The sequence below is a fragment of the Roseofilum sp. KMC-1 genome (genome assembly GCF_057802075.1).
Genome location: NZ_CM173605.1, coordinates 4,142,966 through 4,157,081 on the forward strand (window position 1 = coordinate 4,142,966; position 14,116 = coordinate 4,157,081).

Genomic DNA, 14,116 nt, shown 5'->3' on the forward strand with positions numbered 1-14,116 from the left:
TTCCCTAGGTTTTCTCAATTTCAACCCAACGACAAAATAATTCAACAATAATCTTGATTTTGCCATTTTCTTCTATAACTACATCATGCTTTTGTAAGCAAGTGAGAGCTGCTTCTAATATTTCTACATCAAGGTTTGTGGTTTGACTAAGAGTTTCTCGATCCAGTCCAGTGGGATAGGGAGCAAGAGCGCGTAAAATCTCTTTTTGTCCGGGTTCTCCTTGAGATGCTTGCTTCCAAACTCCATCGAAATAGTAACGTCCTTGTTCCAAAACATTGTCAATCACCCCATTCAGATCTGCTAAGGTAAACTGAGGATCGCGGGGATATCCCTGTTCAAATACTCGATCGTTATAGCGTCCTACTAATTGAAACCCAATCAAGTTGACTAAATAGGGTTGTCCCGCAGTCAAGTTATAAATTTCATCAATCGTTTCGGGTTGGTAGTCTAAGGGAAAATCTTCATCTTCTGGATTAGCAAGAATAACCGCAGTTGCTCCCCTTGTCATAAAGCTAACTCGAATGGGGATCACACTGGCAAAAAAGGGTTGAAAATAATCTGCTGTCATTTCATCTAAAGTATGTAATCCAGCTAAAGCAAATGTTATGTTTTGACTTTGTTGAATACTGTTACGCAAGGAATCCATAAAGTCTGGATCAATTTTTCCATCATTAATTAAGCGTTCAATAGCTTCAAACTCATCTAAAGCAATAATCAGCCTGTTCTGTCCTAGCTGTTTTTCAACCTTTCGTAAGTAGCGTTTAAATGTGATATAGGTAAGCTTGAAAAATTCTTCATCATTAGGAGGAGAGATTTCAAGGACTTCAGAAATTTCATCACTAATCCCAATCAAAAATTCTGCTAAATTATTCCCCAATCCCTGTACATTAATATAAGCCAGCTTTACCCTTGAGCCAAGAGCAGTGGAAACATTGCGTAAAATAGAAGTCTTACCCATACGTCGATGGCCAAATAGAATCACCGACTGTAGCTTTTCTCCCGTTATCCAATATTCTTCCAGTTTTCGCATAATATCTTCCCGTCCCACAAACCGTTTACCGATCACCGGACTACCGATACTATAGGGATTATGAACCGGTTCAGTAATGCTAAAGTCGCCTATCTTGGCGGTTTCCTGAAGCAGAATCTCTTGCCAAGTTTCACTAATCTGAACAATTAATCCTCGTTCAGCTTCTGGTAAGCCATCTTGTTGATTGATAATGGTCGTTACTTCTCCTAAAGCACGATTTAATGCCAAAGAACGGGTTGATCTAGATGGACTACGTTGGACTAAGCGTATATCTTCAATCGTATTATGGAAATGTTTAATTGCTTCCCAGCTAGTAGGACGTAATAAGGGTTCTGGAGGAATGGCAGATAATGTACATGCGTTTAGACTAAAGAAATCGGTTACATTATTACCAATATCTAAAGTCTGAGCTAAAATAAACATTTCTTTGCCATAACTAAGATGTTGTATGTGATAAAAAAACCATTGTGCAACATCTGCTGCTTTCAACTCCAGGTACAAAAAACCAGCAATAGCAATACGAGTATCTTCGCTTAGTCTTCGAGCATTTGTCAAAAGAGGTATCAGAAATTGATATGGATAAATCTTTCGACCTTCTGACAGTTGAGTTAAGTACAAAATGATTTCATGAGGATCTTTATATTCTAATATTTTGGTTATTGTATATATTATCAGATTATCTTGTAACGTATAACAAGAAAGTTGTTTTAGATTCATCAAACCTTGTTCCCAGTCTTGTTTTAATGAATTGATCAAAGCAGGAAACAAGAAGGGCATAGGTTGAAGAGTAATGTGAGGAATAAATTGATATTTTTTTGTAATAATTCCTGTAATAAAAATTATGATATAATCATCGATTCTAATTAGAATAAATGTTATTGTAATCACACAATAATCTGTAATTGTTTTGTTTGATAAAAGAAAAAAAATACATAATAAGATAATAGGACATAGGACTAGAAAACCATAAAACTTATTAATTGTATTCTTAATGGATTTGAATACAAATCCTTTTATCCTATAATAAAAATTAATTTTTTTTGATGGAAAATCTATTAAAATCGAGTCCGATTCTTTATCAAGCTTTATTTTATACTTAAAATTACTGTTTCTTAAATGACTATTGAATCGCTCAATTTGTATGATTTTGTATCCTAACAACACAGAAAAAAGAAATGAAAAAATTAAGAATGAATATACTCCTATTTTTGTCAATCCATAAGTATGAGTGTGAATTATTAATAAGGGAAGAAAAAGAGCTATTGTAAATGTAATAAGCTCAAAATACAATCTAAGTTGCTTAGTATAAAATATTTTTCGTAATACATAATAGATGCAAATTACACTCAATAGATATGATATTTTATTTTCCAATTTCCAATTAATTTTAATAATATCTAAAATTGGATTATATAAAAACCAAAATAAAAGCAATGACAAAGAAAAAAATATAATTGTTGTTTGGCTATAAAAATATATCCTTATTGGCGATTTTTTGAATTCATTTAATAGCTGTATTGGTTGTCTAATGTCTGCTTTTAAAGAGTCATTACAAAATTTTTTCTCATACCATATCAATGCTTGAGGAAAGTAAAAAATCCAGTACAACAAGCGCAAGTAATCTAAAGGGTTCCAAAGCTGTAAAGGTCGATTCAATTTTGGCTCTAAATCTAAACGAAGAATGGGTTTTGAATTAGTCATTTTTTTCTAGTCCACTGAATTTCAAAATTACTGATTGTCCAGATAATGATTATATATTTCGTAGCACTTTTCCATCAAACGCTGAGGATGTCCTTCAGTTTCGGCAATGATTTGCACAATCTCCTCTTCTGTAAATCTAACTTGTGTTGGCTCTAAGCGCGATTCAATAAATGAATGAGACGTTGATTCATTCCATCTCTCTAGCTTTTGGGGTGAACAAATATTGGCTAAGGGAGAGGTTCCTACTTCTGAATCTTCATCGGCAAAGATGATATCTAACGATTGACTCGCTGCCAAAACTAATTTGATTAATCCCCCTTCTGCAAATCCTCGTAATTTATCGCGAATTTCCAGGGTAAATCCATTGCTTCTCATTTTTTCAACTTCATCAATCAGTAACAGTAGTCGATGTTTCTTTAACACACGCTTCAATTGATAGCCTCTAACTTGTTCAATTTGTAATTCATCACATAAATTGCAGTAGAATTCATCTTCATTTTCTAGACCCTGTAAGTTTAAGTAAATGGGTTGGGTTTGCAGTTGTGCTAATTGTTCCGTCTCTCGACTCATTTGCTTGAGTAGTGAGGACTTGCCAATTTGTCGCTCTCCAATTAACGCTACACCCCCACTAGCATGTAATTTTTCAAATATATCTCTGATATCTCGCTCTCGATTGAAAAAATGTCTGGGATCGTTAATTACACCTGTTAGAGGAGTAAAAGGGTTGCCTGATGGATGAACGATACTCATACCCCCTTGATCTGTTCCAAAGGTGGATAAATTACGGGATTGAAAGAAACTATCTAGAGAGGACTTTAGATTACTTTTGTTAACATCTTGATGGGTGACATGCTTAATGTTTTTAAACATCTTACTGGCTGTGGCACGAATATGCTCTGCTGAATAGCCATGTTGTTGAGCTATGTCTTGATATTTTAAATTTTCCCATATTCCATAAAAAATATTTTGCTCAAGATCATTGAATGGTCGGTTTGCTTGTATGAGAAGAGCTTGAATTTTAGTGAAAGCGTCTTTTGCAGTCATCATAGCCAATGTTAGTCAATATCATGGAGTCAATGAAGCGTAATCCTCATTTTTCCTACATTTTCCCACAAAATCTTACATAATTCAAAGTATATCTTCCTACATTCCCTTACAGACAAATCCAGGCATCAGGGAGAAGATAGGGATATTGAGTTCAAAAGAAAAGACAACCATGACTAAATCTGAACTGTGGTCTGATGCTCCCCTTCCTGCCTATACTGCACAATCTCAATGCGAAAATGGCATTAGTTATATGATCGATCGCTATGGTAATCGGCTTCCTAGCTATACTTCTATTGTCCGAGCCACTCAATCTGCTGCTGATAAAGCACGTCTGTTTCAGTGGCGGCGGCGCGTTGGACAAGCTGAAGCCAGCCGCATTTGTGCTACTTCCCGCCAACGGGGAATTTTAGGACACCAACACCTCAAGCACTACTGGCAAGGTCAAACTGTTGTCTGTCCTGCACTCATTACTGAGCATTGGCATCATTTATTGCCCTATTTAGAGCAGATTCAGGAGGTCAGGCTAGTTGAAGGAAACCTATTTCACTTTTATGAAGGCTATGCAGGTCGTGTAGATTGTGTCGCCAGTTGGGGTAATATCCCTTGTGTAATTGATTTCAAATTCTGCGATCGCCTAAAACCCATTTATCCTGATCAGTGCTTACAATTAGCGGCCTATTGTGGTGCAGTGAACCGTCAATATGGCTTAAAGCACAACTTAAAAATTAATCATGCGTTACTCATTCGCTCAACTCCCGATCAAGTCGATATCATCTTATTTGAACCTCAAGAAATGAGCCACTTTTGGCATCAATGGCAAGCGCGAGTCGCTCAATTTTGGCAAATACAAAATCTTTCAATCTCAGCCTAAACTACAGGGACAGATTAAAAATTATCCATTTTTGTTCTAAGCAACCATAGGCGAATCATGGTATGGTGAAAGATTAGAAACTTTTCCATCCTGTCTACAACGTCCCGTACTGTTCCATGACTACGCCTACCCTTCCTATTCCCCGAAAAAAGCTATGGTTAGCTGCCATTAAGCCCCCCATGTACAGTGTTGCCGTTATTCCCATTTGGGTGGGCAGTGCCGTGGCTTTCGCGGAAACAGGAATCTTCAACTGGTCAATTTTTACAACGTTTATTACGGCGGCTATCCTGATTGTAGCCTGGCTGAATTTAAGCAATGATGTCTTTGACTCGGAAACCGGCATTGATGTTAACAAACACCATTCTGTCGTTAATTTAACTGGCAATAAAAGCTTGGTCTTTTGGATCGCCAATGCTCTGTTAGCCATAGCTGCTCTAGAACTGGTTTTGATTGCTTGGTGGCAACAGGATGCCCTGATTCTAGAACTGATTGCCCTAGCGGTTTTTCTCGGCTATACCTATCAAGGGCCGCCCTTTCGTTTGGGCTATCTCGGTTTAGGAGAAATCATCTGTTGGATTACCTTCGGCCCCTTAGCCGTCTGTGCCGCATATTACTCCCAAAACCCGGCTTGGTCAACGGCTAACCTGAAAGCGTCGATTATTATCGGCATTACTACCAGTATCATTTTGTTCTGTTCCCATTTCCATCAAGTAGAAGACGATATCGCGGCTGGAAAGCGCTCTCCCATTGTCCGTATGGGGACAAAAAAGGGCGCTCAACTGCTGTTGGCAGCTTGTATCGCTGTGTTTGCGGCGATCGCCCTTTTCATCATTCTAGGCTACTTTCCCCAATGGACAGCCCTCAGTTTCCTCAGCATCCCCCTTGCCGTGCAACTTTGTCATCATGTCCTGACTTATCATGACCAACCCGAACAAGTGAAAAACAGCAAGTTTATCGCCGTTAATTTTCACTTTCTCAGTGGACTTTTATTAGGTTTAGGGTTTATTTTATGACAATAAGCTCATTGATCTAACTAAATTGCGTCTAGACAATTTAAATACAGCATTCTATAATAGGGGGTTAAGTTAAATAGACTTAAAACTGTGAGAACATATATATGGCGGAATCTACAGGTGCAGGTGAGACCCCGAAAAGAAAACCTAAAGTAGTCTCGGTTCATTCCTATCGTGGCGGAACAGGAAAATCGAATTTCACGGCTAATTTAGCAACAACAGTAGCCTTACAGGGAATGCGGGTGGGTATTGTTGATACAGACGTTCCTTCCCCAGGGATTCATAACTTGTTAGGTATAGAAGAACCCGGAAAAAGTGGAAACACCCTCAATAACTACTTGTGGGGAGAAGTGGGAATTGAAGAAGCAGCCTATGACGTGAGTGATTCCGTTGGACTCACAGGAGCAGGCAAGCTTTTTTTAGTCCCTTCAAGCATCAAAGCAGACGATATATCCCGGATCTTGAGTGAAGGCTATGATGTCAAGTTACTCAATGATGGATTTCGTAAGCTCGTCAAAACTCTGCAACTGGATTACCTATTTATTGATACCCATCCGGGCTTGTCTAAAGAAACCTTTTTATCGATTGCTATTTCCCATGTTTTAATCTTGATCTTACGCCCAGATAAACAAGATTATCAAGGGACAGCAGTTACCGTTGATGTAGCCCAACACTTGAAAGTTCGTCGGATGTTGCTAACCATTAATAAAGCCTTAAGTAGCCTCAATTTGGAAGCGCTTAAACAGAAGGTAGAGCAAGCCTATGGACAGCCAGTAGCTGGGGTATTTCCCCTATCTGAAGATGTTGTGCAATTGGCTAGTGAAGGGGTGTTTTGTGTGAAGTATCCCGATCACATCATTAGTCGAGAATTTCAAAACGTAGCTCAAATGATTATGAGCTAAACCTAAAAAAAATTAAAATGGGCAGTCAGAAAACATGATGAGCGATCGCGGATTACAATCTTTAGCCAGCTCCATTCAGGCAGTAGCTTCTCCCTTTCGGCAGTATCTAAACGATCTGCATGAAAAATATCAGAGCAACTCAGAAGGGGCTGTAGCCGACTATATCCCAGAATTAGCCCTAGCTAATCCAGACTGGTTTGGAGTCTGTGCAGTGACCCAAGATGGACAAGTTTTTGAAGTGGGTGATTGCCAACAAGCCTTTACCATTCAATCCATCTCGAAAGCCTTTGTTTATGGCTTGGCTTTAGAAGATAATGGGCGCGAATATGTGAATAGCAAAGTAAGTGTGGAACCAACAGGAGAAGCCTTTAATTCCATTGTCCTAGATGAAGCGACCAACCGGCCCTATAATCCCATGGTCAATGCAGGAGCGATCGCCACTGCTGACTTAATCAAAGGCAAGGGAGCAACGGAACGATTAAAGCGTATTTTAGATATGTTCGAGCGCTACACCGGCAACGCCCTATCCGTGAATATGCCCGTATTTCTATCGGAAAAAAGCACAGGCAACCGCAACCGGGCTATGGCGTATCTAATGCTCAACTTTGGCATGATGAGCGATCGCATCGAAGAAACCCTAGACCTCTATTTTCAACAATGCTCCATTATGGTTACTGCCCATGATTTAGGAGTTATGGCAGCTACCCTTGCCAATGGCGGCATTAATCCCATTACCGGAGTACAAGCCATCGATAGCCAATATGTTCAAGATGTAATCAGCGTCATGCTCACCTGTGGCATGTATGATTACTCCGGAGAATGGGTGTATCGAGTCGGCATTCCTGCTAAAAGTGGCGTAGGTGGAGGGATAACTGCCGTAGTTCCCGGCAAATTAGGCATTGGTACATTTTCTCCTTTACTCGATAAGAAAGGTAATAGTGTGCGGGGAATTAAAGTCTGTGAAGACCTCTCCCGTGATTTTGGCCTGCACCTGTTCAATGCGCGATCGGCAGACAAAAGTCTGCAAGAATGGATTGCTGGAGGAGACTCAGTTGATGAATGGGAATAATCAGCAGTTATAGGGATCGTTCCACCCCTATTTAAGATAAGATCAAGCTTTGGATAGAAGGCAAACTGGGGGAGTGAAAAGGGTGACGAAAACTGTATTAACTATTCCTTTATCAGAGGAAGAACTGAAAACCCTAGATGCCTATTGTCAAGAAACTCACCTGACAAAAACCGATCTAGTCCGCGAATATATTCACTCCCTCAATCACCGTCCTAGAGAAAATCTGTTTAAAGAGTTAGTTCACTTAAAGCAGGAGCTAAAAGAAGTTCAGCAAGAAAAAGCCGATCTAGAACTGCTCATCGAAACCATTACCGATCATTCTTCTTACATTGAAGATGATTTCAAGAATCAGGCAACAGCAGCCAAGCAAGAGACCCAAGAACAGTTTCAATCGATTACTGAAGCGATGCCCGTTTCGGTTTTAATTTCTAGAATTGATAGGGGTGAAATTTTATATGCCAACTTAACCGCCCGTAAAAACTTTCAAACATCAGAACAAGACTTAGTAGGTCAGTCCATTGGCAACTATTGTTATCATCAACAAGATTATCTAAATCTGTTAGAAACCTTTGCCCAAGAAGGTGAAATTAAGGGATCAGAGTTACTTTGTTGTACTGGCGATGGCCAAGAATTTTGGGTCAACGCTTCCCTACATTCCTTAAAGTATAAAGGAGAAGAAACCATTTTGTGGGCCCTCTCCGATATTCACACCCTCAAACAAGCACAAGCTGACTTAAACTCTGCTAAAGAACAATTAAAGGCCGTATTAGATGCCATCCCTGGATCAGTCTCTTGGGTGAGTTGTGATGGCTATTATCTGGGGGTGAATTCTTACTTAGCTGAACGGGTTGGGTTGCCAGTAGAAGACTTCATTAATCAAGAAATTGGTTTTCTGGGACAACAGGGTAACTTTGATGAATTTATCAATTGCTTTATTGCCAGTCCAGAAACTAAGATGTCTCAGGAACTTTGCTTAGAGATTTTGGGAGAAAAGCAGCATATTTTGGTCGTTGCTCAAAAGTATAATCAAGGTCAAGCTATTGTTACGGTCGGATTTGATATTACCCAGCGCAAAGAAGCAGAAGAAGCTCTACGCATCGCTGAGGAAAATTATCGCAGTATTTTTGAAAATGCCCTAGAGGGAATTTTCCAATCGACTCCAGGGGGCCGATATATAAGTGTTAATCCAGCCATGGCTCAAATTTATGGATATGATTCTCCCCAAGACTTGATGGATAGTATCAATCAAATACAAGAACAAATTTATGTGAATCCTCAAGATCGCTCTTGGTTTCAAGAGAAAATGCAAACGGATGGAACGATTCAAAATTGGGAATATGAAGTGTATCATCGGGATGGTCAGAAAATCTGGCTATCTGAACATACACGAGCGGTGCGCGATGATGCAGGAAATGTCCTCTATTATGAGGGAATTGTTCAGGACATTACCAAACGTAAACAGGAAGAGCAAGATTTGAAGCGTCAGGTGGCTGAACTACGCATCGAGATTGATCAGCAAAAGCGCGATCGCCAAGTACAAGAAATTACTCAAAGCTCTTATTTTCTAGAGCTACAATCTGAACTAGAAATGCTGAAATTTGACGATGATGATTTTTAGCCTTTGACTAACCGATTGAGTTGGCCTAATTAAGGGTAATGAAATCAGGGTTCCGGGATGATTTTCGCAATGGGCAATTATTCCCACCTCCAGGCACTCAGGATAAGCTATAATAACCACAATCCAATCTTAAGATGAACTGCATTTGTATGGAGTATCGAGAAATCATTGAACTTTGGTTTGCAGAAATCGATCCGAAACAGTGGTGGCAGAAAGATGAAACATTCGATCGCCTAATTAGCGATCGCTTTAATCCAATCCATCATCAAGCAACGTTATGCGAACTTTACCCTTGGCGGACAGAACCGTTAGGGCGATTAGCCGAAATTATCATTCTCGATCAGTTTTCTAGAAACATATATCGCAATCAAGCCTTAGCATTTGCCTTCGATTCCTTAGCATTAGCCCTAGCTCAAGAGGCGATCGCCTGTCAAATTCAGCAATCTCTTACCCTCGAACAAAAGTCATTTCTCTATCTACCCTTCATGCATAGCGAATCACTACAAATTCATGAAAGAGCAGTAGAATTATTTAGCGAACCGGGATTGGAGTCCAATCTTAAATTTGAATACAAGCACAAAGAAATCATCGAGAGATTTGGACGCTATCCCCACAGAAATCATCTTTTAGGTCGGTTGTCTACACCAGAAGAAACTGAATTTCTCAAACAACCCGGTTCATCATTTTAATGGCTTATATCATATCCGGTTCAACAGTATTACGGGTGGGCTAAACCTTGTAAAGTTTTCCCCCTCTCCTGCTCCGTTAATCCCTTACCCTGAATCAACACCTTAAACCCACCCAAACCCAGGGGATCGATCAGCTGATGTAAAGCATCTCGACGGCTTAACAGTTGCGTCACAGAGAGGGAACTTTGTGATAAGGCGGCTAGGCGATCGCCTAATCCCAGAGCCATTAAAAATAACCCTTGCTCTGTAAACCCTAATGGCTCTAGTCCCCAGCGTTTACCCTCCTGTTCTAGGCTGGTAAAATCCACATGGGCAGTAATATCTTGATAGCCTATCTTGATATAGGGACAATCATGGCGATGGTGGCGGGTATAACATTGTAGAGTTCCCCTCCTGCGCCCTGGTTGATAATAGCGTTGGGCAGTATAGCCGTAATCAATGGTAACCACATAACCCCGATCTAAGCGGGTGGCGATCGCCTCCAACCAGTCTAACATCCCTAAATTCACCTCCGTCCGATAGCCCTCTGGATAGGCATCCGAACATAAATCAATCCCCAAATGCTCGAAATATTCAGCTAATTTAGGCGTAGATAACTCCCCTACCACCTCCAGCAAATTCTCCTCATCATCCAAGGTAACAAACACCTCTTGCAGCCGTTCCCCAGAACGCACCACTAAATGAACTGGAAACGCATCGACTAATTCATTAGAAAAAAAACAGCCCTGAATCGAGTCTAAATCTTCCCAGTTATACCAGTGAACTCGCGGTTTTTCTCCTAACCAAGGCCCTAAATTCTGTTTCTGTATCGCCCTTAAGCCTGGAGATTTTTCCATAATTCCATAGTCGAGACTCTGAAAAAAATCGCCATAATTCGCTTCCAATTCCCCCAACACATCCGCCGCCACTTGTCCCGTTCCCGCACCCATTTCCACCAGCGAAAAGTGAACTGGACAGCCTAAAATCTGCCACATTTGCCCCCATTGCCGGGCTAAAAGCTGGGCAAAATCTGCCCCTAGACTGGACGAAGTGAAGTAATCGCCAGATTTGCCAATTTTTGTCTGATAGGCACTGTAATAGCCAAACTCAGGGTGATACAGCACCCATTCCATATACCGATCAAAGGAAATCCGGCCCTCTGGCGACTGCCTAATTTTCTCCTTAATCCATGAACACAACTGGGGATGATTTTGCGCTAGAGTCATAACTCCCTTAATCCTTAATCTTGTTCTGGAGATGAGGTTCTCACCCGCACAGAATGGGCATGGGAGGGCAACCCTTCCGCATCAGCTAAGGTGATGATAGCGCTGGCCATTTTATTCAAGGCAGTGGGTGAATATTGAATTAAGCTCGAATGTTTCATAAACGTCTCTACTCCTAGTGCTGAAGCATAGCGAGCCGCCCCTGAAGTCGGTAAAGTATGGTTCGGCCCAGCTAAATAATCTCCCACCGCTTCCGGAGTCGAATAGCCCAAGAAAATAGCCCCAGCATGGCGAATTTGGGGCAAGAGATCCCAGGGTTCGGCTACTTCCAGTTCTAGATGTTCGGGGGCAAACAAATTAGACAATTCTACTGCCTCATCTAGGGAGTCTACCACCACAATTAAGCCATAATGGGCGATCGCCTTTTCCGTCAGAATTTGCCGCGGATGATTGAGCAGTTGTTTCTCCACTTCAGTCGCCACCGCCCGTGCTAAGGTGCGGTCAGGGGTGATCAAAATTGCTGCTGCGATCGGGTCATGTTCCGCTTGCGCTAACAAATCTGTAGCCACATGCACCGGATTCGCCTGACTATCGGCAATCACCAGCACTTCCGAGGGCCCAGCCAGGGAATCAATTCCCACAATCCCATAGACCATTTTCTTCGCCAGAGTCACATAAATATTTCCCGGCCCCGTAATTAAATCTACCTTGGGAATGGTCGCTGTACCATAGGCTAACCCGGCGATCGCCTGAGCGCCCCCGACCCGATAAATCTCATCCACCCCAGCCAACTGAGCTGCCACCAGCACAGCCGGACTAATCCCTTGATTTCTCCCTGGTGGCGTACACATCACAATCCGGGGTACACCCGCCACCTTAGCCGGAATAGCATTCATTAACACCGTACTCGGATAAGCCGCCCGTCCTCCGGGAATATAAATTCCCGCCCGATCCACCGGCGTATAATGCTTACCCAACACCACCTCATCATCGGCAAAATGCACCCAAGACTTAGGTGTACGTTGGCGGTGAAACGCTTCAATCTGGCGACTGGCCAACTCAATGGCATCGAGCAGAGGCTTATCCACTTGCTGATAGGCCGCCTCTAATTCCAGGGCACTAACGCGCAACTGACTGACCTCCAGCCGTTGCCCATCAAACTCTTCCGTATAGTCCAAAAGGGCCTTATCGCCGTTGCGCCTCACGGTTTGCAGCACCTGCTGAACCGTCGCCTCTTTATGAACCATTTCCTCATCAAAGGTGCGATCGCAAATTCGCCGTAATTCTGCTTCTGCTTCAGATCGCTGGCTAATAATTCTCAGCATAGGTTAGATCGATTGCCATGTTTAAGTCTCCCCATTGACGCAACCCAGAGGGAGAAGCAACCCCAGGGTTAAACCCCCTCGATCCAGGTTATCGTCATCACCTTATAGCTTAACGTGGATTTGACGGGTCGGGTAAGATCAAACTCAGGAGAATAAATGCTATACTCAAATGTCTGACACTTAATTTATTTCGGGATAAACCCGAATGCTGTTACTGTTACCCTAACTTTAAACATCGTGCCTAACATCAAGTCTGCTATCAAGCGCGTTCAAATTGCTGAACGCAATCGACTCCGGAACAAAGCCTATAAATCTTCGGTAAAGACCCTAATGAAAAAATTCTTTACCGCCGTTGAAGAGCAAGGAGCTAACCCTAGTCCCGAAAAAGCACAGGAAATTCAAAGCCTAATGTCTCAAGCGTACAGCAAAATTGATAAATCCGTGAAAAAAGGCGTAATTCACCGGAACACCGCAGCTCGGCGTAAAGCCCGTCTAGCCAAAGTCCTGAAACAAATTGAAACTCCGGCTGCCTCTTGAACTCCCCCCCTACTCCCCTGTCAGTTTGGGGTAAGTTAAGTTCACAACTGCGCCTGTCTAGGGTCAATTCACGAACAACACCTTCACCCCTGGAGACTCGACCCCAAATCCTCCTGCGGAAACTTGGGTTCGATCGCCAGGATACCCTCACCGATCGAGAGTTAGGCATCAGCAGTCTTGGCTATGGCCGACCTTTTCGCGTGCTGGTTAAACTCTGAAAGCTGGGAAAATCATGCAGTTAATCGATACCCATGTCCACATCAACTTCGATGTGTACAATCAAGAAAGAGAAGATCTAAGGAATCGATGGAGTGCAGCAGAAGTGGTTCAATTGATCCATTCCTGTGTAACTCCCCAGGAATTTGAAAGCATTTCTACCTTAGCCCACCAGTATGAAGAACTCTATTTTGCCGTCGGACTTCATCCCCTAGAGAGCCAGAATTGGGTTCCCGAAATGGGGGAGCAAATTTTCAGTTTAGCCCAAAGCGATGCCAAAGTAGTGGCCATCGGAGAAACCGGCTTAGATTTTTACAAAGCCCAGAACCGAGAGCAACAACAACAGGCCCTAGAGGCACAACTCAAAATTGCCCATCAACTCGACTTACCCGTGATTATTCACTGTCGGGACGCGGCAGCTCCCTTAGCGGAATACCTGCAAAAATTTTACCAAACCCACGGAAAACTGAAGGGAGTCATGCATTGTTGGGGAGGAACCCCAGAAGAAACCCAATGGTTTTTAGACCTAGGGCTTTATATTAGCTTTAGTGGCACAGTCACCTTTAAAAAAGCCACTCAAATTCAAGAATCCTGTCAAAGGGTTCCCGGCGATCGCCTCCTAATCGAGACCGACTGCCCCTTTTTGGCTCCTGTCCCCAAACGAGGCAAACGCAATGAACCCGCCTACGTGCGATATGTGGCTGAGGCGATCGCCTCCCTACGAGGCATCCCCCTAGAAACCCTAGCCCAGCAAACCACCCAAAACGCCCAAACCCTCTTTCAACTGCCCCACAGGGATGGGGGGATAGAGGGATAGGAGGAGGCGAAGAAAATCCCCATTACCTATTCCCGATTCCCCTCGCCCTGAGCGAAGCAAAAGGGCATTACCTATCACC

13 protein-coding genes are annotated in these 14,116 nt (G+C 42.4%); 9 read left to right on the forward strand and 4 right to left on the reverse strand.

The window, feature by feature from the left end; translation table 11 throughout:
• Positions 1-4: 4 nt before the first annotated feature.
• Both AC3FZD_RS19040 and AC3FZD_RS19045 read right to left on the reverse strand, forming a co-directional pair.
• On the reverse strand, positions 5-2,731 hold the full coding sequence (locus AC3FZD_RS19040) for an ATP-binding protein (RefSeq protein WP_488737526.1): 2,727 nt from the start codon (positions 2,729-2,731) through the stop codon (positions 5-7).
• A 27-nt stretch (positions 2,732-2,758) separates the two neighbouring features.
• Positions 2,759-3,778 carry a helix-turn-helix domain-containing protein gene (locus AC3FZD_RS19045; protein WP_488737527.1) on the reverse strand — a complete coding sequence of 340 codons (1,020 nt, stop codon included), beginning with the start codon at positions 3,776-3,778 and terminating at the stop codon, positions 2,759-2,761.
• Between the two features lie 169 nt (positions 3,779-3,947).
• Between AC3FZD_RS19045 and AC3FZD_RS19050 the strand changes: the two genes are divergently transcribed.
• The 6 genes from AC3FZD_RS19050 (at position 3,948) to AC3FZD_RS19075 (ending at position 9,940) form a co-directional block, all read left to right on the forward strand.
• Positions 3,948-4,649, forward strand: a complete 702-nt coding sequence (locus AC3FZD_RS19050) for an exonuclease (RefSeq protein ID WP_488737528.1) — start codon at positions 3,948-3,950, stop codon at positions 4,647-4,649.
• A 116-nt stretch (positions 4,650-4,765) separates the two neighbouring features.
• Positions 4,766-5,662 carry a 2-carboxy-1,4-naphthoquinone phytyltransferase gene (gene menA, locus AC3FZD_RS19055; RefSeq protein ID WP_488737529.1) on the forward strand — a complete coding sequence of 299 codons (897 nt, stop codon included), beginning with the start codon at positions 4,766-4,768 and terminating at the stop codon, positions 5,660-5,662.
• A 104-nt stretch (positions 5,663-5,766) separates the two neighbouring features.
• Positions 5,767-6,564: a MinD/ParA family ATP-binding protein gene (locus AC3FZD_RS19060; protein WP_488737530.1), complete on the forward strand. Its 798-nt coding sequence runs from the start codon at positions 5,767-5,769 to the stop codon at positions 6,562-6,564.
• A gap of 37 nt (positions 6,565-6,601) precedes the next feature.
• Positions 6,602-7,633, forward strand: a complete 1,032-nt coding sequence (gene glsA / locus AC3FZD_RS19065) for a glutaminase A (protein ID WP_488740391.1) — start codon at positions 6,602-6,604, stop codon at positions 7,631-7,633.
• A gap of 82 nt (positions 7,634-7,715) precedes the next feature.
• Positions 7,716-9,251 carry a PAS domain S-box protein gene (locus AC3FZD_RS19070; RefSeq protein ID WP_488737531.1) on the forward strand — a complete coding sequence of 512 codons (1,536 nt, stop codon included), beginning with the start codon at positions 7,716-7,718 and terminating at the stop codon, positions 9,249-9,251.
• Between the two features lie 134 nt (positions 9,252-9,385).
• Positions 9,386-9,940 (forward strand): DUF924 family protein, encoded by a 555-nt coding sequence (locus AC3FZD_RS19075; RefSeq protein WP_488737532.1) that lies wholly within the window; start codon positions 9,386-9,388, stop codon positions 9,938-9,940.
• A gap of 29 nt (positions 9,941-9,969) precedes the next feature.
• Here the strand turns inward: AC3FZD_RS19075 and AC3FZD_RS19080 are convergent, their stop codons facing one another.
• Both AC3FZD_RS19080 and hisD read right to left on the reverse strand, forming a co-directional pair.
• Positions 9,970-11,145 (reverse strand): class I SAM-dependent methyltransferase, encoded by a 1,176-nt coding sequence (locus AC3FZD_RS19080; RefSeq protein ID WP_488737533.1) that lies wholly within the window; start codon positions 11,143-11,145, stop codon positions 9,970-9,972.
• Between the two features lie 14 nt (positions 11,146-11,159).
• Complete coding sequence (gene hisD / locus AC3FZD_RS19085; RefSeq protein WP_488737534.1) at positions 11,160-12,467, reverse strand: histidinol dehydrogenase; 1,308 nt, start codon at positions 12,465-12,467, stop codon at positions 11,160-11,162.
• Positions 12,468-12,704: 237 nt separating this feature from the next.
• On the opposite strand from hisD, the gene rpsT reads away from it, so the two are divergent.
• From rpsT to AC3FZD_RS19100, 3 genes are read left to right on the forward strand one after another with little or no spacing between them, the layout of a single operon-like run.
• Complete coding sequence (gene rpsT, locus AC3FZD_RS19090) at positions 12,705-13,004, forward strand: 30S ribosomal protein S20 (protein ID WP_488737535.1); 300 nt, start codon at positions 12,705-12,707, stop codon at positions 13,002-13,004.
• On the forward strand, positions 13,001-13,222 hold the full coding sequence (locus tag AC3FZD_RS19095) for a hypothetical protein (RefSeq protein WP_488737536.1): 222 nt from the start codon (positions 13,001-13,003) through the stop codon (positions 13,220-13,222). The genes rpsT and AC3FZD_RS19095 overlap by 4 nt, the downstream gene beginning before the upstream one ends.
• A 14-nt stretch (positions 13,223-13,236) precedes the next feature.
• Positions 13,237-14,037: a TatD family hydrolase gene (locus AC3FZD_RS19100; RefSeq protein WP_488737537.1), complete on the forward strand. Its 801-nt coding sequence runs from the start codon at positions 13,237-13,239 to the stop codon at positions 14,035-14,037.
• Positions 14,038-14,116: the final 79 nt, after the last annotated feature.

Excerpts from the sequence above, each read along its gene's own strand:
- AC3FZD_RS19040 (WP_488737526.1), bottom strand. The coding sequence starts at position 2,731 with ATGACTAATTCAAAACCCATTCTTCGTTTAGATTTAGAGCCAAAATTG.
- AC3FZD_RS19045 (WP_488737527.1), bottom strand. The coding sequence starts at position 3,778 with ATGATGACTGCAAAAGACGCTTTCACTAAAATTCAAGCTCTTCTCATA.
- AC3FZD_RS19050 (WP_488737528.1), top strand. The coding sequence starts at position 3,948 with ATGACTAAATCTGAACTGTGGTCTGATGCTCCCCTTCCTGCCTATACT.
- menA (WP_488737529.1), top strand. The coding sequence starts at position 4,766 with ATGACTACGCCTACCCTTCCTATTCCCCGAAAAAAGCTATGGTTAGCT.
- AC3FZD_RS19060 (WP_488737530.1), top strand. The coding sequence starts at position 5,767 with ATGGCGGAATCTACAGGTGCAGGTGAGACCCCGAAAAGAAAACCTAAA.
- glsA (WP_488740391.1), top strand. The coding sequence starts at position 6,602 with ATGAGCGATCGCGGATTACAATCTTTAGCCAGCTCCATTCAGGCAGTA.
- AC3FZD_RS19075 (WP_488737532.1), top strand. The coding sequence starts at position 9,386 with ATGAACTGCATTTGTATGGAGTATCGAGAAATCATTGAACTTTGGTTT.
- AC3FZD_RS19080 (WP_488737533.1), bottom strand. The coding sequence starts at position 11,145 with ATGACTCTAGCGCAAAATCATCCCCAGTTGTGTTCATGGATTAAGGAG.
- hisD (WP_488737534.1), bottom strand. The coding sequence starts at position 12,467 with ATGCTGAGAATTATTAGCCAGCGATCTGAAGCAGAAGCAGAATTACGG.
- AC3FZD_RS19100 (WP_488737537.1), top strand. The coding sequence starts at position 13,237 with ATGCAGTTAATCGATACCCATGTCCACATCAACTTCGATGTGTACAAT.